Genomic DNA, 24,646 nt, shown 5'->3' with positions numbered 1-24,646 from the left:
CTTAGAAAGATTGAATTTTTCTAAGCTTAGTATAGGCCGCTTTCAGAGCAGAAGCCATGGCGGAATATTCTTTTTCACCGTGTGAATAACTCAGGCTTATGCGGATCACTCCACGTCCAATCTGATCGTTCACACCCATGGCCTTCAAGACCTTCGAGGTCTCAGGCTGATTGTCTGTACAGGCAGCAGAGGTCGTAACAAAGATATCGTGAGACTCGAGTTCGATTTGAACTGCTTGTCCGTGAATGCCGGGATACCCGATCAAAGTTGTTCCAGCGAGGCGTTTAGCGCCTTCGCCTACAATCACCGCTTCCGGGAAGGCCTTCTTGATATCGGCCTCAAATTTAAGTTTTTCTGCCTCTAGGTTTTTTAACTTTTGAGCATTATCTGCGAAATCTTTCATGGCAATCGCAAGCGTCTCAATTCCTAGATAGTGTTGAGTTCCTCCGCGAAGTCCGCGCTCTTGAGTACTACCAAAAACCAGTGGGCTAAGTTTCGGTGGCTCTTTCACCACGACAAAACCTGAACCAGAAAGTGCTCCCAGTTTATGACCTGAGCATACGGCGTAATCAAGTCCCGATTTCTCGAAATTGAATTCGCCTTTTCCAATGAGTTGTGTTGTATCAGAGAAGAATTCAACACCGTGAGCGCGACAAAGATTTGCCATCTCAACATATGGTTGAATTACGCCAGTTTCATTATTGGCCGCCATGATGGTCACCATGGCAACTTTGCCTTTATTTTCATTAAGAAGTTTTTCAAGGCCCGCAATTTGAACGAAGCCGTCTTGATCGATCTCAACTTTCTTCAGTGTGAAACCTTTCTTCGCCTCATAGTAAGCAAGGGCATTAGGGATCACTGAGTGTTCAATCGGACTCGTGATGATAACTTTTTTGCTCTCATCGACTTGGTCAAGAATCGAGTGGAAAATATGTGAGATACCTTCTGACGAACCAGAGTTAAAGAAAATCTGATCTGGATAGCAACCAACTGCCTCTGCAATGATCTCACGACATTTTTCAATTCCTTTCGAAAGCTTCTGGCTAATCGAATGAATCGCATTTGGATTGGCGTAAAGATCAGTATCCAGTCTCTTTTTTAAGTATTCGCGAACTGGAGTAAGAAGAGGAGAAGAACCGTTATAGTCAGCGTAAATCATATAGTCCTTAAGAGATGGCCAGCATTTGATCGAGAGCTTTCAGCGCATACTTTTTCGTCACATCATCAACTTTAATCACGTTGATTGGTTGATTGCGTTCAATCGCGCGGAAGCTTTCAAGTAACCAGCGAGGGCGCACACGATACATCGTCGTACATAGACACTGGTATGGAGAAAGCGAAGTGATATCCAAGTGAGGATAAGCTTGGGCCAGACGATTCACGAGATTGATCTCAGTACCAACGGCAAACTTTGTACCAGGCTTCGCGGCCTTAATTTGATTGATGATATAAGAAGTTGATCCCGCGAGATCTGCTCCCTGAACCACATCAAAGCTACATTCAGGATGAACGATCAGGATCCGTTCCGGATCTTTCTGTCTCCACATAGCGATGTGCTCTTTATTAAAACCTTGGTGAACTGAACAGAAGCCGTACCAAAGGATCACTTTTGCTTTTTGAATTTGTTCTGGAGTCAATCCACCAAAACGTTGGCGTGGATCATACACCACCATGTCTTCCAGTTTGATACCAAGCTTGTGACAAGTGTTTCGTCCTAAGTGTTGGTCCGGGAAGAATAAAAGTTTCTCGCCTTGGTTAAGGCCCCAAGTGATAATTTTCTCTGCATTTGATGAAGTACAAATTGATCCATCGTTTTCACCAACAAAACTCTTAAGTGCAGCCGAGCAGTTAATGTATGTGATTGGAACGATTTTTTCTGAAGTACATTTCTTCATGTACTCCCACGCCACATCAATCTCGCGACGGTTTGCCATATCTGCCATGGAACATCCGGCACGAAGATCCGGAAGAATCACTTTTTGATCTGGGCCCGTGAGCATGTCGGCCGTTTCGGCCATGAAGTGAACTCCACAGAACATCACGTACTCAGCATTTTTAATTTCTGCCGCTTTACGGGCAAGTTCCAGCGAGTCGCCGGTAATATCAGCGAAGGCGATAACATCATCTTGTTGGTAATGGTGACCAAGCACCACCACACGGTCGCCCAGACGTTTTTTGATCGCGGCAAGTTCCACCAAAACCTTCTCATCTGAGAGTTCAGATTCAGGAATTTCCGGCAGGTGATCTTTGGTTTTTAAATCATCGTAAATATCGAGCATAAAAGAGCCTCAAATTTTTTTCCCCAACATACTCCTTTGAGCAAAAAGGGGCAAGCTTAGCTGTTGTGCGTCGGGCCAATTGTACTTTATTTGGCCGCATTGCGCAAAAGTATTTAATTTTATTCACTTGGCCCTTTGACGAAGTGTGACTGCTTTCCTAGACTTTTATTAATAGGACCATTTAAAGGACCACTGACCACGGACTCTCTTAAAGGAGATAAGGTTATGAAAATTATCACCATTGGTAATAACAAAGGTGGCGTAGGCAAAACGATGCAGTGTTTTCAGCTCGTTTGTCATTTAGCGAACCAAGGACATCGCGTTCTAGCTATTGATCTTGATTCCCAGGCGAATCTAAGTTCTACACTCGGAGTTAACATTCACAGAACTCTTATTCCAGAGTGGCTAATCGGAGACGTAAAGATTGACGAAATCATCTCTGATGCCTCTGGCGATTATGATTTCTATAAGAATATCAAACTCATTGCGAGCTCTCGTCATATGGCGAATCTTGCGAAACTTCTTATTCTTTCGGAATCTGAAGTTCGTAAGAATGCTGGTCGCAAAGAGCGCTTGATGAAACTTCGTCTGAAAGAAGTGGAAGACATGTTTGATTACGTTGTAATCGACACTCCTCCAATGCTTGGTGATGAACTTATCATGTCACTAGTAGCTTCGAATCTTATTCTTATTCCAACTCAAGCTCAGGACTACTCAATCGACGGTCTTGAAGAATTGATGGATACGTTTGAGATCATCAAAGAAACTGAAAACCCTTCTCTAGAATTCTCAATCATTCCTTCGATGGTTAACCCAAGAAGAAAAATTGAAAGAATTCGTCTTGAGGAGCTTGGCCAGTCATTCAACGTGACTCCGACCATTCGTAACCTTGTGGACATGCAGGAATCAGTTGCTCTGAAGAAGCCGGTATTCATGTTTACCAACAATTCAAAAGGTAAACAGGACTACAAGGCCCTTTGGGACTCGCTAGGTTTAAACTAATTAACAGACTTTTATATATAGACGTTTAAGGAGAGGCCATGGCCAAGGAATTTTCCGCACGTATATCGAAACGTGAACGTAAGGTTACAGACATTACAGCCGGAATTGATGAAAAAATTCTTCGCGCGAATGATCAAAAACTTCTTCGTGGAGCTCAGCTTTCTACGATTGCTCTTAATCAAATCGTAGTTCGTGAGCAGGTTCGTACAAAATTTAATGACGAGTCTCTTCGTGAGCTTGGTGAAAACATCAAGGTCAACGGACTGATTCAACCGCTTGTTCTTCACCGTGAAACAAACAAGTTTGTTCTTATCTGTGGTGAGCGTCGTTTCCGCGCTATGACCTTGATCGACATGAAAGAAGCTCCTTGCTTCATTCTTGAGAACAAGACAAAAGAAGAACTCATGGCGATCCAGTTCTCTGAGAACCAGGCCCGTGAAGATCTTCACTACATTGATCAAGCTGATTCAATCTACGGTTACCAGAAATTGACTGGTACTTCTGAGAGAAAAATCACTGCGGCTCTTGGTATCTCTAAATCAGAAGTTCACCGTTGTCTTATGATCGCGAAACTTCCGAAAGACATCAAAGAAGCAGCAAAAACTCACAATATTGAGAAGTATGTTCTTCTTGAGTGGGACGAGCTTCCAAAGAACGAATTTAAGACTGAAATCAAAGAGCGCATCCTTTCTGGGGAAATCAATAAGCGCGTTCAACTTAAGCGTATCATCGCTCAATTCCAGATTGAGAAGCCTAAGAAGAAGAAAGACGATTCTGTTGAGAAGCTGATGAAGGTTCTCAAGACTCAGATGAAGGATCCGAAGCTTCAAGCGAAAGCAAAAATGATGATGGAAGAACTAATGAGTTAAAAAAGAAAGGGCCCCGATCGGGGCCCTTTTTATTTCTGGATTTGATTAAAGACTTGGATCCATATCAATGATCATCGCCTTGCAAACTTGTGACGGCGATCTCCACCAGCCAGAAGTAGTGAGTCTCTGGAAAGTCGAACCATTGAGTGAGTACTGCAGTTCATCTGATTGACTCAGGCGAAGTGGGGCCACCGCATCGATACAACTTCTCAGTAGACCAGCGCGATCGTAAGCATCGAAACGGAACGGTAATTGCTCAAGACTTCCAACTACGCGAGCAGGGTAGATTGTCACCTGGTTATACACGCGACGAGCTTCTTGTTCGACGATTGAGCAGATATCAGTATCTGAGTACCAGCCGCTTGTGTAGAACGACTTAAAGCGATCACCGTTAACCGAGATGAAAAGATCATCAGTATTTGAAGTACGAATACTTCTGATATCAGTCAAACAGCTCACGTATAAATCAGCAGCATCGCGGCCACGAAGTTCAAAGAGCGTATCTTCAAGAAGACCAACAACCACTACATCACTGTAGGTAGGTGGGTATGGGTTCGTTGGAGGAACCGGTGTCGGAGGATATGGTCTAGTTGGAGGTACTGGTCGAGTAGGCGGAATTGGACGAGTTGGAGGAATCGGAGTCGGGCGAGTTGAACCAATACGGATACAATCAGCTTGCCCATCAAGACGACGGCGCTGGATCTCCATACGACATCTCTTCATTCCTTCTCTGCAACCATCGTTATAATCAACTGCGGGAAATTTTGCGATCAAACGATTGTAGTTATCACGCATTTCAACCATACAGCTTTCTTGCGCGAATGCATTACCTGCTAAGCAGAGAATGGCAGCGAGGATCATTTTTTTCATTATTGAATCTCCTACGGAAGGTGGTTGGAGCCCGTTCGCCTTCTAACACAAGTTGTTGAAATCAGGGAGGTAACTCTGAAATTTTTATACAGTAATTGGCATACCCCTTGCTCTACTAAAAGACACAGAGTCCGCAGCTTTTCGAAAATGGATTAAATTTTGAAGGGTTAGCGGTTCCGAGGGGTAGTAAGCATGTTTAATTTTTGGTCACTCACAGAAAAGTATCTAGGTTTTAGACAGTTAACTGTCTGCTCTATGCTTCTGTGTGCAGGTTTCGCTAAGGGGCAAACTGCCTCTCTTCAAAACAGAATGCCGGCCAGCTATGTCCCAGATGATGATGTGATTGTTGCACCAGTTGATAATGAACTGTCATTTTACCAGCAATATGTTGCTTCAGATAAAAGTGAAGATGTTGTGATCTCGCGTAACCAAATCAAGGTATGGAATGACAACCAGGCCTTCGCTGATCAATATGGCCTTGATTCAACACTCGCTGGATCGACATTTTTCGTTCCAACTCCGGACGAAAAATATGAATACTTTAAAGATAAATATATGCGCTACCTTCGTCGTAAAGGTGAACAGCCATTAAAAGACACGCCTAAAAACTGGTACAATGCTTACCGTGCTTCAAACGAAGTTGATACCATTGATGAAATGGAAGCTCGTTTCAAGTCGACGACTAAAAAATCTCACACAGGTAAAGATCTTCCTGAGGCCTTCCAGGAAAAAGAAGTGAGTATTTGGAAGCAAACAAAGTTCATCTTCCAACCTCGTCTGGACCAAGGTCTTGTGATTGTAGGTTTCAAAAGCCCAATCGCTTATACTCGTGCATGGGTGGGTGCCAACGGTGAAACGGAAATTAACGTTCAGAAATCTGTGGATTCAATCGGCTTTCGTGTGATGTTCAACTACTATGCTCACTCGGGTAAATACTTTACTTCTGCCGACCAACGAATCATGGATAATCTTTATGCCCGCGTCACAAGTCAAAAAAATCCAGATGCTAACACGAAAAATGATGAGATTAGACAAGATAACACGGTAATGCTGCTATACGCAAAGCAGTTCTAAAACGCCTTTTTTCTAGCCGAGAAATGCCTCCGAGAGTAGACTATGGCCACTTAATTTCACCCCATAATTGGAGTTGTCATGAGTCTCTTCGAGTCTCCGTTTTTTCAGGATGCGTATTCGCAATTAGAATCTGCCGGTAACACAATGAAAATGGATCCAAACGTTCTTGAGCGTTTGAAATATCCTAAGCGTGCTCTTCAAGTTTCTGTTCCAGTTCGTCTAGATGACGGTACTGTAAAAGTGTTTGAAGGTTACCGCGTTCAACACAATATGACTCTAGGTCCAGGTAAAGGTGGTATTCGTTTCCACCCGCACGTTTCTCTTTCTGAAACAGCCGCTCTTGCGATGCTAATGACATTCAAATGTGCTCTTGTTGGTCTACCTCTTGGTGGTGCTAAGGGTGGTATCAAAGTAGATCCAAACGATCTTTCTCGTGCGGAACTGCAGGCCCTCACTCGTCGTTATACAACTGAGATCTCAATGATCATCGGTCCAGATAAAGATATTCCAGCTCCAGATATCGGTACAGATGGCCAGACTATGGCATGGTTGATGGACACTTTTTCACAACTTAATGGTTACGCGGTTCCAGGTGTCGTAACTGGTAAGCCAATCGCTATCGGTGGTTCACTTGGTCGTGCAGAATCAACAGGTAAAGGTGTTGTATTCTGTATTAATTTTGCTTACGAAAAACTTAATAAGACTGTTGGTTCAAATACAACTGTTGCTATCCACGGTTTCGGTAAAGTGGGTATGCCAGCTGCTCATGACCTTCACGCTCAAGGTGCAAAAATCGTTGCGATCTCTGACGTATCTGGCGCGATCTACAATAAGAACGGTCTAAACATCCCTCAGTGTATTGAGTGGGTGAAGTCGAGAAAATTCCTTCGTGATATGCCAGGTGCTGAACACATCTCTAACGAAGAGCTTCTAGAGCTTGACGTTGATATCCTTATCCCTGCTGCAATCGACGGTGTTGTGACTAAAGACAATGCTCCTCGCGTGAAAGCTCGTCTTATCGCTGAAGGTGCAAACGGTCCTCTTACTCACGAAGCAGTTGATATCATCACTGAGAAAGGTGGATTAATTATCCCAGACATTCTTTGTAATGCTGGTGGTGTTATCGTGTCTTACTTCGAGTGGGTACAAGGTCTTCAAATGTTCTTCTGGGACCTAGAAACAGTTAATAAAAAGCTTCACGACATCATGAAGCTTGCTTTCGATAAAGTTTGGAAGAACGCTGACGTTTACAAAGTAAACATGAAGCAAGCTGCCTTCATCACGTCTCTGCAACGCCTTGAAGGTGCTATGAGACTTCGTGGAATGTGGCCAGGTTGATAAAACCGAGGCCCTAGATTTAGCCTCATCAAATCAAAGCCCTTTATCTAATTTTTGGATAAAGGGCTTTTTTATTTTATATTTCCTAGATAGTTAAACATTTCGTAGATTGGCGTCACTTTAAACACACCACAATGGAGACTCTATGAAATTCCTATTGGCCTTGGCACTACTAGTTACCACAAACGCTTTCGCAATTGACCTTTGCTCATTCGAACAAACATGGGAACTTGATGAGGCCCTTGAGTCTATGAATGTTAGGCCGCTTAAAGTTTCTGATAATCACAAGTCCTTCACGAATGTTGAAAAGCAATTAATTTATACAACTGTTATTCAGCAGGACTGGAGAGCAGGTGTAAGCATGAAAGAAGCACTTGAAATCTTCGGTGATTACTACGATGGCAAGCTTGGTTCAAATAGTGGTGAGATTAAATACTTTAATGTTAAAGGACAGAAGTTTGCGATCGTTCACTACTGGCCGGGCGACAATGAATACGGTGCGATCTTCAAACACATAAATAATCAGTTTCACCTTATCGCCTCAATTGGAGATGGTGAAATTTCTTGTAAATAATGGGAGTGAGTATGAAGTTTCTCATTTTCGTTTTTTTGTTCATAAGTTCACAGGTGTTTGCTCTGGATCTTTGCCAGCTTCGTGATACCTATGAGTTTGATCAAGTGGTTCAGTTTGAGAGGCTTGCAACCACCAGAACTGTTTCAAATAATTTTTCTGGTTTAGAGAAAAGAATGATCCATCAAGCAGTGAGACTTCAATCATGGAGAGTTGGAATTCCGATGGATGAATCTTTACGTGCCTTTGGTGATTATTATGATGGCCATCGCGGGCCAAACCCAGGCGAGATCACTTATTACCAGTTAAAAGGTAAAAAGCTTGCCCTGGTTCATTACTGGCCGGGCGAAAATGAGTACGGAGCGTTCTTCATCGTTGGAAATGGAACGACTAAAATGGTCGCCCGTATTGATGACAGTGAGATTTCCTGCCAACTTTAAAAATATCTAGCATCCGGGCCATGCTCTTCTTACAATAAGAGCATGGTCTTTCTTTTTTTACTCTTCCCTTTATTTGTAAATGCTCATGTCATCCAGGACGATGTTGCCACCACTGACCGCGCGAATTTTAGTTTTAGAAGTGTTTGCGACAAAATGGTGACCCACGAATCGCCCTTGATTGATGTTGTGTCCGGCACAGAACTTGACTGCATGGGAAAGAAAGTTTCAGTGGGAGAGTTTTGTGAAAAAGAGCTCGCGGCCGATCCTTATTACCTTCGTGGTTATGTGAATAAAGAGAAGAAGGAAGTTGTTTGCGTTTCGGGCAAGAAGGTCCTTTTTAAATATCTCTGTGTAAAACTGAGTGATAAAAAACTTTGCGAAGGAAACGCCAAGTCGGCCTGTGTTTTTATTCAAAACAAACTGGCCAGACGTCTTGATATGGTTCATAGCTCTTTCACTCAAAATGATAAGGGCATTAAGCAGCTAAACTGTTTTTTTGAATCCATTCCTCTCTACGAGAAAAAATAATGGATAAGATCAAAAAAATCCTCGCCAAAGATCCGAAACTTAAAAAGTGGATGAAACTCGAGAGGACTTTCCCTAAGGGGACCAAAAACATCACGATGAAACTCGTGAGTTCCATTCTGTCTCAGCAGCTTTCTACTACCGTTGCTCGAGTGATGCATGAACGTTTTCTCAATCTCATTGGTAAGAAATCACCCAAGGCAGAAGACATTCTTAAGTTCTCGGTGGATGAAATTCGGGCCATTGGTATCTCCCGCCAGAAAGCGGGTTACATTCATAATGTTGCCGAGTTTATGGTAGAGCATAAGATCACACTCGCAAAATTGAATAAGATGAGTGACGAGGAGATTATCGAGCTTTTAATTCAGATTAAGGGAGTGGGGCGCTGGACAGTAGAAATGCTGCTTATTTTCGGAATGGGAAGAGAAGATGTTTTTGCTGTAGATGATTTGGGAATTCAGAAGGCCATGATTGAAACTTTCAAATTACACGATCTTCCTAAAAAGGAACTGCGCCTCAAGATGATGGACATCTCGAAGCGCTGGTCACCTTATCGTACGTATGTTTGTTTACACTTTTGGGGTTAGAAAAGCTCGATTGGTCTGTTTCTCGTAAAGGCCTTGTCCATACAGTCGCGGAAAGCATCTACACCTTCCATATCTTCGCCACAATTAAGTTCAGGAGCGCGACCAGTATAAGTAAGGTTTACGGCGAAACTGCCATCAAGACCAACGTGAGGAACGATCATCAGACCTTTTTTAGCAAGCTCAGCGTTCATCATACTTTTAGCAACTAAGTGACCAATCAAACCACCAACGATGACATCTGATGCCCAGTGGGCGCGGTCATGCACACGAGACCAACCAGCAAGAGCGGCGGCTCCGTAGGCGAGAATTGGAATAAATTTACTGTGTCCTTTTCCTGCTTCAGCGATGACTGTGGCCAGAGCAAAGGCCTGAGTCGTGTGGCCGGATGGGAACGAGTGGTTATCAGCACCACCATCAAAAACATAAGGATCATTTGTATCATTTGGACGAGTTCTAGTTACTGACGTTTTAAGGGCACGAGTGGCAAGACCCGAAACAATCATGGCCTTCGCTGCCATTAAAGAAACTGATTTTATTTCCTGGTTCTTCATCACAACACCGATAATAAGACCTGCACCCACGGCCCCAATTCCCCATTCACTACCGAAGGCCTCACCTGCGATGGCAAGCTTTTCAGTAATAGAGGTCTTATGCTCTTGCTGGAAATTCATGATTTCTTCATCGTTCGCGAAGAACACTACGGCCACAGTTGAGGCGGCGGCGATTTTAGCAAGTTCTGAAGCACCCATTTTAAAAGGTACAAAAACTGATCTTGTATTTGGGTGCTGATAAGCAGTTGGTCCAAATTGAATTTTAGGTTCGGCATGTTGGGCATCATAAACATTAACATCAAAACCAAGTCTTTCTGATAGAAGATCCAGACTTCCCATTGGATAAGGATCTAATCTGCTGTTCTGGGCGAATGCAACCAGAGAGTTTAGAGCTAGAACAGATGCGAGCAACAGATGTTTCATGAGAGCGTTCCTTTTAGTTAGTAAGGCCATGCTAAAGGAAGAAAGAATTTGAAGACAGATACTTGGCCTCAATTTACATGGGTGTAAAAAGTTTGGCCGTCTAAAGTTTAGACAGTGATTTATTCACGGATTACCTGGAGAACCCTGTAATAAATAATCCGCACTGCACTGAACTCACTATAAAACCAAGAATTTAACTCTTAAAAATCTGGCATGAATTTGGCTCTCCTGTGTTTCAGGAGAAAAATCATGGAAACACAACTTCAGTCTTGTTACTTCACTAAGAAAGGTCCTTCACTCGTTACATTATTTGGTTACGCCACCAAGAGTGTTCCCGGACTCGAGATTAATGGTCTTGGCAAATACGGGAAAGCGATCAAAGAAAAAATTGTTTTTGTTACCCGCACTCGTTCTCTTCAAATTCCTCTCAAACGTTTTGTTCTGAATGTTGAGATCACTGACGATATGGGAGATCTTGAGAGCTCATCAGTTAAGTGGCTCGAGTATCCACTTCTGCTTCATTACTGGTATCTCGCCGGACTTCTGCCTATTTCTAAATTAGATAATTGTCTTGCAGTAGGTTCACTTACTCCGAGTGGTCTTATTGAAGAGCCTTTGAATTCTTCTGTTGTGAATTTATGTGATGAACATGAATTGCATTTGATTGCTTCAACTGCAGTTGAAGGACCGAGGGGAGTGATAGATGGGAAGGATCTCTTCGGCTCAATTACTCAGCTGGAATTTAAAGGACTTAGGAACGCAAATTGACCGTTGTGTATAATATGTGTATAATAAAGGAGGCTCGATGCCTACCATAATGATGATTTATGGTTTTCGTTTTTTCTTTCATTCAAACGAAGAAACGAGAATGCATGTTCATGTTGAGTACCAAGATCTGGAGGCCAAAATTTGGCTAGATACTTTTGAAATAGCTCAGAATAATGGGTTTAGAAGTCACGAGTTGAATCGAATACAGAAAATTGTGAGGACAAATGAAAAAGCATTCAAGAAAGCCTGGACCGCGTACTTCGGTTGATGAAGAGTTTGATAAAAAACTTGATAGAGAGTTAGATCGAGCTCTCAATGCTCCGAAAAAAGATATAAAAATTCGAGTAAATACTTTCATCGATCTGGATATCTACGATGCTCTTCATGAAGAGGCCGATCGCACGGGCCAAAAATATCAAACGCTGCTCAACAAGTATTTGCGAGCAGCGGTCTTAAAAGAAGTAAGTGAAGCGGACATCAAAGCGATCAAGATCGCTTTGGGAGCTAGATAGAAAGCGTTTCAGCGAGGCCGGAGTACTCAATGTAGTTGTGGTCTGCCTTGGTGGTACAGTTCGCAAGATCTGTCATGAGGACCTTGCCTTTTTGAACCACAGTCACTGATGGAACATTACCAGCAAGAAGAGCTTCCACCGCCATATTTCCCATTTGAGAGGCGATAAAACGGTCATCCGCTACTGGAGAGCCACCACGCTGAATGTGACCTAGAATCGCCACGTGAGCGTCCAGGTGATACATATCTTTAAGCACGTGTTGAATGTCATAGCTTCTTCCGGCAACCGGACCTTCCGCAACGACGATAATTGATGATTCCTTACCACGGGCAATACCGCGGTTAATATCATCAACTAGTTTTTGGTGATTCACTTTATCATGCGGAAGTAGAATGTTCTCCGCACCGGTGCAAACTCCCACTTTAAGTGCAATGGCGGAAGAGTTCCTTCCCATCACTTCCACCAGGAAGGTACGAGCATGAGAGTGCGCAGTATCGCGGATTCTATCCACGGCCTCAATGGCAGTCTGAACAGCTGTATTAAAGCCAATTGTATATTCAGTGTTTGAGATATCGTTATCAATTGTTCCAGGAATTCCTACTACAGGAAATTGATGTTCTTTCCAAAGCGCCATAGCACCGTTAAAAGAACCGTCTCCACCAATCACAATGAGAGCATCTACGTGTTGAGCACGGAGAATATCCACTGCTTTTTTCCTAAATTCTGCTTTTTGAAATTCTGGAGAACGTGAAGTCTGAAGGATCGTACCACCACGCTGAATAATGTTACCCACGCTTGAGAGATTCATCTGCATGAACTCACCACGAAGTAGACCAGCATATCCACGCTTAATTCCAGTTACCTGAATACCACGCGAGATCGCGGTTCTGACTACTGCACGAATCGCACAGTTCATACCTGGAGAGTCACCACCAGAGCAGAGAATACCAATGTTCTTAACGGTCATGTCTTGTCCTTTAGACGAAAATCGAATTACCCGTAAAATCCTTGGGCTTCGGAATATTTAAAATCTTTAAAACAGTAGGTGCCACATCCTTGAGTGCAAGAACCTTGCTCTCTGAATTCACCATGATGTTTTGGTCACGAAGTTTCGGATGAACCACACAGAATGGGACATCAGAATCTGAGTGAGAGGTATGAACTCCACCTTCATCATACACCATCTGATCCGCGTTTCCGTGATCAGCAGTTAAAAGCATCGTGATGTTTTGTTCAGCACATTTTTTATAAAGTCGGCCAATACAAGTATCCAGGGCCTCAATGGCCTTAATGGCCGCTTCAAAGTTACCCGTGTGTCCCACCATATCGGCGTTGGCATAGTTTACGAGATAAAAAGAAAATTCCTTACGATCCAGGGCCAGGAGAAGTTTATCAGTCACTTCTGCCGCACTCATTTCTGGCTTTTGATCATAGGTGGCCACATCTCTCGGAGATTGAACCAGGCAACGTTCTTCACCTGCGAATGGTTTTTCTTCACCGCCATTGAAGAAGTAAGTCACGTGAGCATACTTTTCTGTTTCAGCGATTTTAAATTGATGTTTCCCAATCGAGGCGAGGTACTCAGCAAGTGAGCCCTTGATTTTTTCTTTATCAAAAAGAATGGGGAGGTTTGGAAGTTCATCCGGCACATACGGTGACATACACAGGAAATAACCTGGCTTTACTGGAACCGGGAACTCTGTGAACTTCGGATCATTCATCGCCAGAGTGATCTGACGAGCGCGGTCTGGACGGTAGTTGTAGAAGAAAACGGCATCACCATTTTTAATGGCACCATCATCCGTGAAAAGCACTGGAGTGATGAACTCATCGAAGATGCCTTTCTTATATTCATCCAGAATATAATCTTGCGGTTTAAGAGTGGTCTTATCACCCTGGCCGATCATGACTTTATAAGCGTGTTCAATTTTGTTCCAACGACGATCGCGGTCCATTCCAATTGAACGTCCACCCATCGAAGCGAAAACAAATCCAGGGCATTCCAGAATGTCTTTTACGTATTGAACGCCTTTATCTTTGGCGGTATCACGGCCATCCATAAAAGCATGAAGATAAATACGAAGCTCGGGATGCGCGCTCAGAATTTTGATGATCTCTTTTAGGTGATTGATGTGAGCGTGAACGCCACCGTCTGAAAGTAGACCCATGAGGTGAATACGTTTCGTTCCGGCCTTCGCTTTTTCAATCAGCTCTTTCATCTTCGGCATATCACGAAGAGTGTTGTTCTGAATCGCTTCATTGATTCGCACGAGATCCTGACGAACCGGACGACCGGCCCCAAGATTCAAGTGACCAACTTCAGAGTTACCGGCCACACCTTTTGGAAGTCCAACGGCCTCACCACCAGGTTGAATGGTCGTGATCGGATAGTGCGCGAAGATTTCATCTAAGTTTGGTTTTTTTGCCGCTTTAATGGCGTTCTTGTGTTCGTTCGGACTCATCCCGTATCCGTCCATGACGACAAGGAGGACTCTTGGGCTGAGGTTCTGAATGGTTTGCATTGAAATGCCCCTAGTTGTGGTAAGGGTGTCCCGATCTGATGGTCTGGGCACGGTAGAGTTGTTCTACCAATAGAATTCTCGCCAACTTATGAGGAAATGTCAGCTCTGAAAGGGAGATGCGCTCTTGGCAATTTTTCAGAACCTCTTCCGAGAATCCTTCTGCTCCAGCAATGATAAAGAAAATTTTTGCAGGGCGCTCAATCAATTGTCGAGTCCACTCTGCGAAGTTCACTGATGTGCTGCATTTACCCCATTCAGTCATGGCAATCATATGGGTCCCACCACCTTGAGAAAGGTCTCTGACCTTCTTCAAAATGGCTTCCGCTTCGGCCTCTTTATTTTCGGCCGAAGCTTTGACTTCATGAATGACTAATTCGGGATTGTTGATGCGTTTGAGGTAATCGTTTTCCACGGCCTCAAGATGTGGGTCTTTTAGTTTGCCCACCACGATTAGGTGAATCTGGCGGGCCATAAAACTAGAAGTAACCTTTAAGATCTGGTTTCTCAGAAGAAATCGTAGTCGGTTTACCGAAGTAGAAATCTTCAGGGATTTTAACCTGAGGGTTCTTTGCGTAGATCATATCTAGATCGTAAACGTCACGGGCTGGACCATTGAACACGTGAATCATGATGTCACCTGTATCAAGAAGGATCCAATCAGCGCCTTCGTAACCTTCGTAAGAAACAATATTTGCACCTTGAGCTTTAAGGTTTGCAGATACTTCGTCGATCATCGCGCGAGCTTGAGTCGCGTTTTGAGCTGTTGCCATGATTGAGTAGTCGCAAAGAGCAGACGTCTTTCTCATGTCGAAAATTTTAAGGTTATCGCCTTTAAAGTTCGCAAGAATCCACGCCGACGCCATAGCGTGGTTAAGTGGAAACGCGTACTCAGCGTTTGTGATAACTTTCTTTACTTCATTCTGGACGTATTCGTTTATTGCCATGAGATGCCTCTTTTTTCTTCTCTTCTTCGATTACTTCTTTGGTTCTTAGCATGAGTTGCTTCAAAAGTTCAATGTTACGTCCAGAAACCCCTGAAATCGGGAGTACTTTACGGTCCAATTGTTCTTCCATATGTGACCGGAATTTCTCAATTTCTTCCTCGGTCATCGCGTCGATCTTGGTCAGACAGACGATTTCTTTTTTCGTTAATAGCTCAGGATTATATTTCTCAAGCTCTTCACGCACGATCATATAAGATTCAATCGCCTCGTATTCTTCTAAGAACATTGAGCAATCAATCAAATGAACAAGTGCTGACGTACGTTCAATGTGCTTTAGGAATTTGATTCCCAGGCCTTTCCCTTCTGCCGCGCCTTCAATGAGTCCCGGAATGTCCGTTACTACCAGAGTTTTCTCGCCTAGTTCAACCACGCCTAAATTTGGCTCAAGTGTGGTGAAAGGGTAGTCCGCAATTTTAGGACGAGCAGCACTGATAGCGCTGATCAAAGTTGATTTACCGGCGTTCGGCAGACCAATAAGAGCGATATCAGCAAGAAGCTTAAGTTCAAGATGAATAGGAATAGCTGTTCCTGCTTCACCATTCTGAGCAAAACGTGGAGTTTGGTTCGTGGAAGACTTAAAGTGAGCGTTCCCTTTACCACCACGGCCACCTTCGGCCGCTTTATAACGTTGTCCGTGTTCAGTCACGTCAAACAGAAGATCACCAGTTTCTTTATTATAGATAAGAGTCCCTACTGGAACTTTAAGAACCATATCTTCACCTGTCGCTCCTTGCATGTTGGAGCCGGCGCCGTTTTCACCTGGTTGTGCTTTAAATGTTTTAAGACCACGAAAGTGGAGGAGAGTGTTGAGTCCTTCGTCGCCTTCAAAGTAAACGTTGCCGCCGTCTCCGCCGTCACCGCCATCTGGGCCGCCCAAAGGAACATATTTTTCTCTGCGATAGCCAACGAAGCCTTTGCCGCCTTCGCCAGAGATGATTTCAATATCTACTTCGTCGATGAATTTCATAAAACCTTCCGGTCTCACGACCGTAAAAAAAAAGAGGGAGTTTTTAACGCTCCCTCTTTATCACTATTAGTCTCTAAAGATCAACAGGCCGCATGGCTTGTGGCCTCAGTCAGTTAAGCTGGGATGATAGAAACGATTTTTGTCGTTTTATTGTAGTAACCGAACTTAACTTTTCCTGGAACCATAGCATAGATCGTGAAGTCACGACCCATTTTTACGTTTGTACCAGGGTGGAACTTAGTTCCTTTTTGACGAACGATGATCATACCTGTTTCAACAAGCTCACCACCGAATTTTTTTACACCACGCATTTTTGGGTTCGAGTCACGGCCGTTCGCTGTACTACCACCCGATTTCTTATGTGCCATATTCTAGCTCTCCTAAACTTTGATTAATTAAAATTACTTCTTTGCTTTAGCTTCAGCTTTAGCAACTCCGCCTTGGCCATCATTGATCTCTGTGATTAGAAGACCAGTGAAACACTGACGGTGACCGTTCTTACGACGGTAAGCACCTGGCTTACGCTTAAGAACTAGAATTTTACGAGTACGACCTTGCTTAACAACTTTAGCTGTTACTTTAGCGCCGCCAACAACTGGAGCACCAACGATAGTTTTAGCACCGCCAACTAGAAGAACTTGGTCGAAAGTAACTGTTGAGCCTACTTCAGCTTCAATTCTTTCAACGTCGATAAGATCACCAGCTGCTAGCTTGTACTGGTGTCCTTTGATTTCCACAACCGTATACATGAGAACTCCTTCAAGGAAACCACCTGCCGGGGAGGACTTCGTCCTTCTTTTGGCCCTAGGTGAGATTTAATAAGCCCCTTATTTAACGCAATCCTTGTATTCTTGTCAATGAAATGACGGGCCGTTTTCGAGGGAAAATAGAGGAGATGTTGCATGGTGACAACTGTTCCACTCAGGTTCTGGCAGATTTTGACCTTCCCACCACTAAATTTTGATTTAAGTTATTCTATTCACATGAAAATAAACTACCTAAGCGACACTGATTTATCGGAATCTGACCTGCAAAAAATGGGTGGAAAGGCCCAAAGCCTGGCCCGTTTGGCCCATCAGTTCCCAGTGCCGCCGGGTTTTGTTTTATTCCAGGAAGCAAATGAATTGGATCAAGCGATTCAGAAGATCGGGGGATTTCCGGTGGCGGTGAGATCCAGCGGATCGTTAGAAGACATGGCCAATGCGAGCTTCGCGGGCCTCTATGAAACATTTCTGTTTATTCAAAATCCTAACGAATTAAAAGAGGCGATCAAAAAGTGTTTTGATTCAAGACACTCTCATCGCGTGAAAGATTATCTCGCGACCAAAAAAATTGAATGGAATCCGGAATCACTTTCAATGAGTGTTCTGGTTCAACGAATGGTAGACGCCAAAATCGCGGGCGTGTTGTTCACGCTTAATCCAACGAATGGTCGAGAAGAAGAAATTTATCTCGAGTTTTGTGAAGGGGTAGGTGAGCGTTTGGTTTCAGGGCATGTGACTCCATCACGAGTGACTTATAACTGGCAAACCGATGAAGTTTTGAATGTGGCGATTAATGATGAAAAAACCACCATTGATCAAAAGCATTTAAAAGAATTGATTGATCTTGCTCTTCGTATTCAGGCCTTTTACGGAAAACCGCAGGACATTGAGTGGGCAATCGGAAAAGATGATAAGGTCTATATTCTGCAATCAAGACCAGTTACGACATTAACTCCAAGAGAAGATAAACCAGAACTAACCAATGCTGATTTGAAAGACGGTGGGATTTCCGCGCGAGTTTGTTCGCCTTTGATGTTTTCGGCCTATCGAGAGGCCTTGAAGATTTCTATGGGTGATTATTTTAAGCGCATTTCCCTAATTCCCAATGATGAGAAGGTCCAGTGGCTCCATTACCACTATGGGAGAGTGTACTGGAACGCGGAGGCGGTAAAGGAAGGACTTAAGAAGCTTCCGGATTTTAATGAAGAAGATTTTGATCGAGATCTCGGGATTCAAAAAGATTATGGAGCGGCTGGCCCTCATAAAACGCCGACCACAGTGAGCTCGGTAGTGGCAGCGATTCCAGTATTGATTGGTCTCAATCGTGAGTTTCGTGATTGTGAAAATATGATTGCGCAATTTCGCGTGCGATTCGAAGCACAGGATGAAGAGCTTAAAAAAGATTTGTCGTCGCTTAAGAAAATGAACGACGCGATTTTTAAGAAATGGTTTTTAGAGGTGATCTTGTTTCAGAATGAAACGGAAAAGAATTACTTCCGTACCATCTATAATAATTCAAACTTTCAGACTGAGTATAAGAGCTACCTTAAAAAACTACCTGAGTATCAGGAAGGTGATGAAATTGATCTTATGACTGAACTTCATGGAGTTTCTCACCTGGATGTGCAGGGTGGACTCGGAAAGTTAAGTAAGATCGCTGATTTCTACGGTTATGATTCACGTTCCTACTATTCTGCCAGACAAGAGTTTTTAAAGTATCACTATCATCATGGCCCGGCGGAATTGGATCTCATGGTGCCACGTTGGGGTGAGAATAAAGAATGGGTGGATGAACTCGTAAAGAGCTATGTTTATGTGCCATCAACGGGAGAGAGTAAGTTCAGAAAGACTTTCGATCGTATTGCCGATCAAATGGGACTTGTGCGACGTCGTAAGTTTTATGGAATGACGGAAAGATCGCGTGAATTCTTACGAGTGAGAGAAGAGATGCGTTCGTATTCAACACGTGCTTATTATCTCCTTCGTCAGGGTCTTCTGGAATTCGCCAAACGAAATGGCATCAGTGACTTCGATATTTTTATGTGGGATCTGGTTGAGGTTAAACGTTATCTTTTAGGTCTTGTAGGTGCGCCTGATATTCATCTTCGAAAACTTTACTACGAGGGCTATCGCGCTTTTACACCGCCGAATGAATTTGGTGGCTCGATTAAGGCCATGAAGTCATCTGCAAACGGATTAAAAGGTCTTGGTTGTAGTCCAGGTGAAATCGTCGGACGTGCTCGGGTCATTATGGACATTCATAAAACCAATGAACTCACGAAAGAAGATATTCTTATTACGGCCTTTACGGATCCAGGTTGGACACCGGTCCTTGCAAGAGTAGGGGGCGTGGTGACGGAGGTAGGTGGACTCCTTTCTCATGCGGCAGTGATTGGACGTGAGTATGGAATCCCGGCCATCTTAAACTTAATTGATGCCACCAAACTTATTCAGGATGGTGACCTCATTAAAATGAACGGTAAAACGGGAATTGTAGAAGTTCTAGAAAAAGGCCCGAAGAGCTAGACCAAAATCTGTCGTCACAAGTTTTTGGGCCGGATTGTCTGCAGAATCACCTTTGGCCGCAGGAACGTAACCAAAAAGTTCAGCTTCCATATTGTGACCAATATCCAAGGTCCCTTTCCCAATGAGATAAGTGAATCCCGATTTGATGTCATTCACAACGGTGGCATTTAGTTTAAAGAGAGGATGAAGTTCGAATACGTTCGCGAAGGCCACAAAGTATTCAGTGGGAAGAAAGCGATCTCCAAAATTGTCCGCAGTCGTCACTTGGTCATTGTCACGTTTTTGGTAACCGCCCTCAAAACGCAAATGCCACTTTGAAGTCAATTGTTGATCATAACCTAAGAGAATGTCCCAAAGATTGTCAGATGGATCACCTTTGACATTTTCGGATTGATAGAGCACTTGTGAGAACACCATCGCCTCTTCAAAGCGGTAAGCAATTTGGCCACCAAGCTTTTGGCGGTTTTGATCTTCACCGACCACATAATCTAATTGCAGTTTATCTGTTGCCTGAATTTCTCCATGGGCCCAAAGGGTCCGATCAATTTGTCCGTCGTATCCTTCAACGCTCTTATCACCTAAAAGCAGGAATTGAATGGTGTGATTTTCATTAACATAGAATGTGAACGAAAGACCATCATTACCCTGGGCCACTTGTTGGATAGAAGTCAGTCCAGTTGGTTGGTTAAAAGGGTTAAGAGGGTTGAAGATTTCGCCTAGCCCGTAGTTGATGTACATACGGCCGATCATGAAACGATTTTCGTCCCAGTCCCACTCATAATAGAACTTGTTAAGAACGGATTCGAGTTGATGATTGCCGTCCTGCTTATTGTATTGAAGCTGGAAAACATCACGTGCCACGAGTTTATTTGGGAAAGTGAAAATACGTGTCGCGAGATAGGGACGATCACCCCAAATAGGATTGTTTTGAGGATCATAGAGTTCAGACTGGCTATAACGAACGAACCAGTTGGCCTCAATACGAGAGCTGGCAAACTCTAATTTCCCATTGAGGTTACCGTAAAGAAGATAGAAATTTTCTTCGTTCCAGTCCTGGAAAAGATCTTCCTTGGCCTCATCATTGTTCTTCGTGTGTCTCCATTGTCCTTCAACGTTACCTGATAGGTCTGCCTCGAGGGCCCAGGCCATTGATGTAAAAAGAGTAAGGGCAATGAGAGTCAAAAATTGCATTAGTCGTCCGTTAAGTTCTTTTGAGAGAAGTGATTCGGCTTAAAGGTCACATTAAACTTTAAGTTTTTATAATCAATAATCGTTTGCTTAGTCTTATCATCTTCTGGACTCATTTCCCAGTGAGTAAGTACTTTGTGACCATCAAAAGTTTGTGGGTTACTTAAAAGAAGTGTTCGGCGTAACTTGTTCTCTTTATCGTAGTATTGCTGGATACGCGGAAGACAGTCTTTCTTCGAAGAGTAAGTTAGAATCTTGGGCCACATCACCTTTGAATTTGATTTTGCCGTGTTCTCAATCACTTTAAGGTCTTCACCATTGATCTTCTCATCTTTAAGAAATTTATGGTGATAGTCCTCAGACATTGAAGAGGCCTTAAGAATATCATCGTTCGTGAAGTCTGATCCCATCCAGCTCGCGAGAAGCATTGATGAAGAAACCGCGACTTTACGTTTAAGCTTAGGGAAGTAGTTCCACATATTATTTTCGATACGAAGAGTTCTGATGCCTTTTTCTTTTGCCGGGGCCTTAATGGTTGAAAGGGCCTGCTTCTTACCCTCGACATCAGACTCGATTTCCAGAGTACGGGTCCAGTTTGGAGTTTTGATTGTCATGGTCATCTCCGCATGAGAGCGGTCACCACGCATTTCTTTATCAGCATATTTTAGCCATTCGTCAGCGTTGTTGACGTTGGCCCCAAGGGCCACACATAAAACGATATCTTTACGAAATAGGTGTTTAAACATTGTTCTTCCTTGTCTCAATGATTTGACCGTCTTTAATGTATTGAACAGTTCTGATTTGATCGATAAGGCGCTGATCGTGAGTTGAGAAAACAAACGTAAGCTTGAAGTCTTGATTCAATTTCTTAAAGAGATCAATAATCTCTTGGGCGGTTTTTGAATCAAGGTTGGCGGTTGGCTCATCGGCCAAAATTAACTGTGGTTTACCGGCAATGGCACGGGCAATCGAGACACGCTGTTGTTGGCCCCCAGAGAGTTGTTTTGGAAAACGCTTCCCCATGTTCTCGAGACCCACTTGTTTCAGGGCCCAGTTGACACGTTCATTGATCTCCGCTTTGCTAAAACCTTTTAGCTGCAGAGGGAATTCAATATTTTCGGCCGCTGTTAGAATTGGAAGAAGTTGGTAGTCTTGGAAAATGAATCCCATGTAATCCAGACGATGCTGAGTTCTTTCTTCCAGTGACATGGAAGTAATGTCATTACCACCATGCTTGAGCACGCCGCCAGTTGGAAGGATAAGACCTGCAATCAAGTTCAGAATGGTGGTTTTACCTGAACCGGATGGTCCAACCAAGGCCATGAATTCGCCCTCTGGAATCCTGAGATTAATGTTTCTCGCTCCATAGACTTTATTCTCTTCAGAGGCCTGATAAACCTTCTCAACGTTAATAAGTTCAAATTGCATTTTTGCTCCTGCGGATCACTCTGATAAGAGGGTAGATCATGGTCATGCTAAGGAAAAAATAAATCATCAGTGGCACTTGCCAATAATATTGAAAGACCGGGTAGAGTCTTACGAGAGGCTGAATAATCATGCCACCCATAATGATGGGCTTGCCACCTGTGAATAACTGAATGTTGATCGGGTTGTAATAACAGTAAGTGGTAAAGAGGTGCCCTAAAACCGCACCGACGATTACTGCCGCAGTCGCCATCATAAAGACTTCGATCATGAGGGCCATCGTCACCCAACTGGTTTTGGCCCCAATGATATTGAGACTCTGAAATTCTTGCTCCCGTTCAAAGAAGGTGATCATAAGGGTGTTAGACAGACCTAGGCTGATGACAACAACGATAATGACCGACACCAGCCAGGTAAAGTTATCAATGAAGCGAACAGAAACACCAATTTCGGGAAGAATGTCGTCCCAGTTGGTGACCGCGAGACCTGGAACAATTGGCAGGACCTCGTTCTCCATATCAAAGCTAACTCGTTGATGATAACGAGAAGGATCCATACTAAGTAGTTGCTGGGCCGAATTAATTTGAGTGAAGGCGAGGGACTCTTCGAGATCACCGCCTCCGAAATCCAGAAGGCCCACGACTGTCATGAGATCATTGGCCACTGAACCATCTAGTCCTTGCCCGATAACGGCAACTTCATCGCCAATGTTGACGTTGATTCGTTGAGCGAGTTTCTTACCTAAGATGATTTCTTTTTCTCCGGATGGATTAAGAAACTTTCCAACTGTGACTGCACGGTAAATTGTTGAGAGTTTGTTTTCCCTTTCAACTTCAAGACCGGTAAGAAGAACTCCGAGGGTCTTCTTTTCTCCCGAAACAAAAACGGGTGCTGTAACTCGACGAGTGGATTTCTCAAATAAGGACTCGTCCTGAATTTGATCGTCACTCATGGTCTTATAGTTATCAAATTCTTTCTTATTCTCTTTATCGTAATAATCGGTGTTAGTGATGTGGTACTGGCCCGCATACTGGGCGAGAAACTCTTTCATCACTTCTTTTGAACCCGAATTAGCAAAGTTCAGGTCCCAGATGATAAAAGCTGATCCGAGTGCCAGAGACAAAAGCATAATGGCGGTACGTTTTGGAGCACGCCAAAGATTGCGGTAACTAAATTTGATGAGAAATCCCAGCCCTCTCATATTTCCGCCTCAAGTTTGGTAAGAGTTCGGTAGATGGACCAGAGGTAGCTGATACTCAGGACAAAAATCACGAACAGGAAAGTGATAAGGAGTTGGTCGGGCGTGAGCTTCGGAAAAATGATCCCTGGAAGCTTGATTCCGGCACGTTCGATTGCCACTCCATCATTCAAGTAACGGAAATCAACTCCACGTTGAGTTTGAGTTCCGATAATCGCCGTGAGCATGACCATTGAAAATGCACTCGAAAGAAGGATCATAAGAATGACTTCATAGATGCCAATTTTCCAAAACTTACTGACAGAAACCCCGATAATGCTCATCATCTTCATTTCTTTAAAACGTTCCTGCCATAGCATTCTGACCGGTGTAAGGATGGTCATCGTGATTGTGAGTGCAATGATGAGGAAAAAGAACTTGATCATACCGTCATGAAATTCAAGAACCACGGCCATTTCAGGGTTAAGTTGCTTCCAGCTTTTAAGCTGAAGATCAGTTCCCTTGATTCTATCAAGAAGAACAGGTTCATAACGTAAATCAGGGGTCAGGATGGTCACACGATTGAAAAGAGTTTTGCCAGTGAACTCGTTTAAGAACAAGTTTTGCCATGTCTTTTGATTGATATAAACGAAGCGCTTTTCAAAACCTTTACTGTTGTAATGATAAACACCGCGAATGGTGAGAATTTCAGAGCGAAGTTCACCGAGCTTGTCTTGATAGTTTAAAACCATCTGATCGCCCACATTGAATTTAAAAAGTGTGGCAAGTTCTTGTCCGATGACTACACCGTAGTCATCATCTTGTGTCAGAAAACTTCCAGAAGTCATCTTTTTATAAATAGGCATAAGCTGTTTATGAATTTCTGGATCAATTCCAATAACAAGAAGGCCAGTTGCCCCTTCAGGGGTTGAAATATTTCCGTCTAAGACAAGCTCTGGGGAGGCCGCACTTACCGGCGGTTGATTTAAAGTTTGGGAGAAGTGACTTGTAAACTCTCGAGGGGAGGAGGAGTCTGTCGATTTGGCGTAAACCGGATCTTGAACCTGAAAAAATCCTGTGTTGGTATTCACTACAGCTTTTTCAATTTGCGAGTTAAGTCCATCGAAGAAAGCAATGACCCAAACCGCGATGACGACTGCAAGTGAAACTGAGAAGCCGATAAAAAAACTTCTACCTGCATTCCGGCGAATACTTTTCCAGGCAAATTTGAAAAGGTAGCGGTTTTCAGTGTTCAGCATATAAT

The 24,646-nt window shown here is 43.5% G+C and carries 28 protein-coding genes; 12 read left to right on the top strand and 16 right to left on the bottom strand.

Going from position 1 to position 24,646, the window contains the following annotated elements:
- Position 1 precedes the first annotated feature (1 nt).
- Entirely contained in the window at positions 2-1,159 is a 1,158-nt protein-coding gene (locus ACJVC5_RS03430; RefSeq protein WP_408097990.1) for a cysteine desulfurase family protein, read from the bottom strand.
- A gap of 7 nt (positions 1,160-1,166) precedes the next feature.
- Positions 1,167-2,279 (bottom strand): quinolinate synthase NadA, encoded by a 1,113-nt coding sequence (gene nadA, locus ACJVC5_RS03425; protein WP_408097989.1) that lies wholly within the window; start codon positions 2,277-2,279, stop codon positions 1,167-1,169.
- Positions 2,280-2,504: 225 nt separating this feature from the next.
- Between nadA and ACJVC5_RS03420 the strand changes: the two genes are divergently transcribed.
- A complete protein-coding gene (locus ACJVC5_RS03420) occupies positions 2,505-3,281 on the top strand; it encodes a ParA family protein (RefSeq protein ID WP_408097988.1) in 777 nt (258 codons plus the stop codon).
- A gap of 38 nt (positions 3,282-3,319) precedes the next feature.
- Positions 3,320-4,150 carry a ParB/RepB/Spo0J family partition protein gene (locus ACJVC5_RS03415; RefSeq protein ID WP_408097987.1) on the top strand — a complete coding sequence of 277 codons (831 nt, stop codon included), beginning with the start codon at positions 3,320-3,322 and terminating at the stop codon, positions 4,148-4,150.
- Positions 4,151-4,195: 45 nt separating this feature from the next.
- On the opposite strand, the gene ACJVC5_RS03410 is transcribed toward ACJVC5_RS03415, so the two are convergent.
- The gene (locus tag ACJVC5_RS03410; protein WP_408097986.1) at positions 4,196-5,020 is read right to left on the bottom strand and encodes a hypothetical protein; all 825 of its coding nucleotides are present in this window, start codon (positions 5,018-5,020) and stop codon (positions 4,196-4,198) included.
- Positions 5,021-5,212: 192 nt separating this feature from the next.
- On the opposite strand from ACJVC5_RS03410, the gene ACJVC5_RS03405 reads away from it, so the two are divergent.
- The 6 genes from ACJVC5_RS03405 to ACJVC5_RS03380 all read left to right on the top strand — a co-directional run bounded on the left by ACJVC5_RS03405 (position 5,213) and on the right by ACJVC5_RS03380 (position 9,555).
- The gene (locus ACJVC5_RS03405; protein WP_408097985.1) at positions 5,213-6,094 is read left to right on the top strand and encodes a hypothetical protein; all 882 of its coding nucleotides are present in this window, start codon (positions 5,213-5,215) and stop codon (positions 6,092-6,094) included.
- Between the two features lie 78 nt (positions 6,095-6,172).
- The gene (locus ACJVC5_RS03400) at positions 6,173-7,432 is read left to right on the top strand and encodes a Glu/Leu/Phe/Val family dehydrogenase (protein ID WP_408097984.1); all 1,260 of its coding nucleotides are present in this window, start codon (positions 6,173-6,175) and stop codon (positions 7,430-7,432) included.
- Positions 7,433-7,577: 145 nt separating this feature from the next.
- A complete protein-coding gene (locus ACJVC5_RS03395) occupies positions 7,578-8,006 on the top strand; it encodes a hypothetical protein (RefSeq protein ID WP_408097983.1) in 429 nt (142 codons plus the stop codon).
- An 11-nt stretch (positions 8,007-8,017) separates the two neighbouring features.
- On the top strand, positions 8,018-8,443 hold the full coding sequence (locus tag ACJVC5_RS03390) for a hypothetical protein (RefSeq protein ID WP_408097982.1): 426 nt from the start codon (positions 8,018-8,020) through the stop codon (positions 8,441-8,443).
- Between the two features lie 42 nt (positions 8,444-8,485).
- Positions 8,486-8,971 (top strand): hypothetical protein, encoded by a 486-nt coding sequence (locus ACJVC5_RS03385; protein WP_408097981.1) that lies wholly within the window; start codon positions 8,486-8,488, stop codon positions 8,969-8,971.
- Positions 8,971-9,555: a DNA-3-methyladenine glycosylase family protein gene (locus ACJVC5_RS03380; RefSeq protein WP_408097980.1), complete on the top strand. Its 585-nt coding sequence runs from the start codon at positions 8,971-8,973 to the stop codon at positions 9,553-9,555. The genes ACJVC5_RS03385 and ACJVC5_RS03380 overlap by 1 nt, the downstream gene beginning before the upstream one ends.
- Here the strand turns inward: ACJVC5_RS03380 and ACJVC5_RS03375 are convergent.
- Positions 9,552-10,529, bottom strand: coding sequence for a phosphatase PAP2 family protein (locus ACJVC5_RS03375; protein WP_408097979.1), 978 nt, complete (start codon positions 10,527-10,529; stop codon positions 9,552-9,554). The genes ACJVC5_RS03380 and ACJVC5_RS03375 overlap by 4 nt on opposite strands.
- A 249-nt stretch (positions 10,530-10,778) precedes the next feature.
- Here ACJVC5_RS03375 and ACJVC5_RS03370 point away from each other — a divergent pair, with 249 nt between their 5' ends.
- Genes ACJVC5_RS03370 through ACJVC5_RS03360 form a run of 3 tightly spaced genes read left to right on the top strand, consistent with a single transcriptional unit; the run spans position 10,779 to position 11,809 of the window.
- Complete coding sequence (locus ACJVC5_RS03370; protein WP_408097978.1) at positions 10,779-11,297, top strand: hypothetical protein; 519 nt, start codon at positions 10,779-10,781, stop codon at positions 11,295-11,297.
- A gap of 37 nt (positions 11,298-11,334) precedes the next feature.
- Positions 11,335-11,565: a DUF4160 domain-containing protein gene (locus tag ACJVC5_RS03365; RefSeq protein ID WP_408097977.1), complete on the top strand. Its 231-nt coding sequence runs from the start codon at positions 11,335-11,337 to the stop codon at positions 11,563-11,565.
- Positions 11,522-11,809 (top strand): hypothetical protein, encoded by a 288-nt coding sequence (locus tag ACJVC5_RS03360; protein WP_408097976.1) that lies wholly within the window; start codon positions 11,522-11,524, stop codon positions 11,807-11,809. The genes ACJVC5_RS03365 and ACJVC5_RS03360 overlap by 44 nt, the downstream gene beginning before the upstream one ends.
- Here the strand turns inward: ACJVC5_RS03360 and pfkA are convergent.
- The 7 genes from pfkA to rplU form a co-directional block, all read right to left on the bottom strand.
- Positions 11,802-12,776, bottom strand: coding sequence for a 6-phosphofructokinase (gene pfkA / locus ACJVC5_RS03355; protein WP_408097975.1), 975 nt, complete (start codon positions 12,774-12,776; stop codon positions 11,802-11,804). The genes ACJVC5_RS03360 and pfkA overlap by 8 nt on opposite strands.
- 10 nt (positions 12,777-12,786) lie before the next feature.
- A complete protein-coding gene (gpmI, locus tag ACJVC5_RS03350; RefSeq protein ID WP_408097974.1) occupies positions 12,787-14,331 on the bottom strand; it encodes a 2,3-bisphosphoglycerate-independent phosphoglycerate mutase in 1,545 nt (514 codons plus the stop codon).
- A 10-nt stretch (positions 14,332-14,341) separates the two neighbouring features.
- The gene (locus ACJVC5_RS03345) at positions 14,342-14,803 is read right to left on the bottom strand and encodes a 23S rRNA (pseudouridine(1915)-N(3))-methyltransferase RlmH (RefSeq protein WP_408097973.1); all 462 of its coding nucleotides are present in this window, start codon (positions 14,801-14,803) and stop codon (positions 14,342-14,344) included.
- Positions 14,804-14,807: 4 nt separating this feature from the next.
- Positions 14,808-15,275 carry a ribosome silencing factor gene (gene rsfS, locus ACJVC5_RS03340; RefSeq protein ID WP_408097972.1) on the bottom strand — a complete coding sequence of 156 codons (468 nt, stop codon included), beginning with the start codon at positions 15,273-15,275 and terminating at the stop codon, positions 14,808-14,810.
- Positions 15,247-16,302 carry a GTPase ObgE gene (gene obgE / locus ACJVC5_RS03335; protein ID WP_408097971.1) on the bottom strand — a complete coding sequence of 352 codons (1,056 nt, stop codon included), beginning with the start codon at positions 16,300-16,302 and terminating at the stop codon, positions 15,247-15,249. Before obgE ends, rsfS begins: the two co-directional genes overlap by 29 nt.
- A gap of 113 nt (positions 16,303-16,415) precedes the next feature.
- Positions 16,416-16,670, bottom strand: coding sequence for a 50S ribosomal protein L27 (gene rpmA, locus ACJVC5_RS03330; RefSeq protein WP_408097970.1), 255 nt, complete (start codon positions 16,668-16,670; stop codon positions 16,416-16,418).
- A 33-nt stretch (positions 16,671-16,703) separates the two neighbouring features.
- Positions 16,704-17,051, bottom strand: coding sequence for a 50S ribosomal protein L21 (gene rplU, locus ACJVC5_RS03325; protein ID WP_408097969.1), 348 nt, complete (start codon positions 17,049-17,051; stop codon positions 16,704-16,706).
- Positions 17,052-17,285: 234 nt separating this feature from the next.
- Between rplU and ACJVC5_RS03320 the strand changes: the two genes are divergently transcribed.
- Entirely contained in the window at positions 17,286-19,592 is a 2,307-nt protein-coding gene (locus ACJVC5_RS03320) for a PEP/pyruvate-binding domain-containing protein (RefSeq protein WP_408097968.1), read from the top strand.
- Here ACJVC5_RS03320 and ACJVC5_RS03315 read toward each other — a convergent pair.
- Genes ACJVC5_RS03315 through ACJVC5_RS03295 form a run of 5 tightly spaced genes read right to left on the bottom strand, consistent with a single transcriptional unit; the run spans position 19,569 to position 24,641 of the window.
- A complete protein-coding gene (locus ACJVC5_RS03315; protein WP_408097967.1) occupies positions 19,569-20,783 on the bottom strand; it encodes a hypothetical protein in 1,215 nt (404 codons plus the stop codon). The genes ACJVC5_RS03320 and ACJVC5_RS03315 overlap by 24 nt on opposite strands.
- A complete protein-coding gene (locus ACJVC5_RS03310; RefSeq protein WP_408097966.1) occupies positions 20,783-21,526 on the bottom strand; it encodes an outer membrane lipoprotein-sorting protein in 744 nt (247 codons plus the stop codon). Before ACJVC5_RS03310 ends, ACJVC5_RS03315 begins: the two co-directional genes overlap by 1 nt.
- Positions 21,519-22,208: an ABC transporter ATP-binding protein gene (locus tag ACJVC5_RS03305; protein ID WP_408097965.1), complete on the bottom strand. Its 690-nt coding sequence runs from the start codon at positions 22,206-22,208 to the stop codon at positions 21,519-21,521. Before ACJVC5_RS03305 ends, ACJVC5_RS03310 begins: the two co-directional genes overlap by 8 nt.
- Positions 22,198-23,406, bottom strand: coding sequence for an ABC transporter permease (locus tag ACJVC5_RS03300; protein WP_408097964.1), 1,209 nt, complete (start codon positions 23,404-23,406; stop codon positions 22,198-22,200). The genes ACJVC5_RS03305 and ACJVC5_RS03300 overlap by 11 nt, the downstream gene beginning before the upstream one ends.
- A complete protein-coding gene (locus ACJVC5_RS03295; protein ID WP_408097963.1) occupies positions 23,403-24,641 on the bottom strand; it encodes an ABC transporter permease in 1,239 nt (412 codons plus the stop codon). Before ACJVC5_RS03295 ends, ACJVC5_RS03300 begins: the two co-directional genes overlap by 4 nt.
- Positions 24,642-24,646: the final 5 nt, after the last annotated feature.

The organism is Peredibacter sp. HCB2-198 (genome assembly GCF_045999315.1).
Lineage (GTDB): Bacteria > Bdellovibrionota > Bacteriovoracia > Bacteriovoracales > Bacteriovoracaceae > Peredibacter.
The sequence above is the reverse complement of the archived record's forward strand: the minus strand, read 5'-3'. Positions and strand labels throughout refer to the sequence as shown.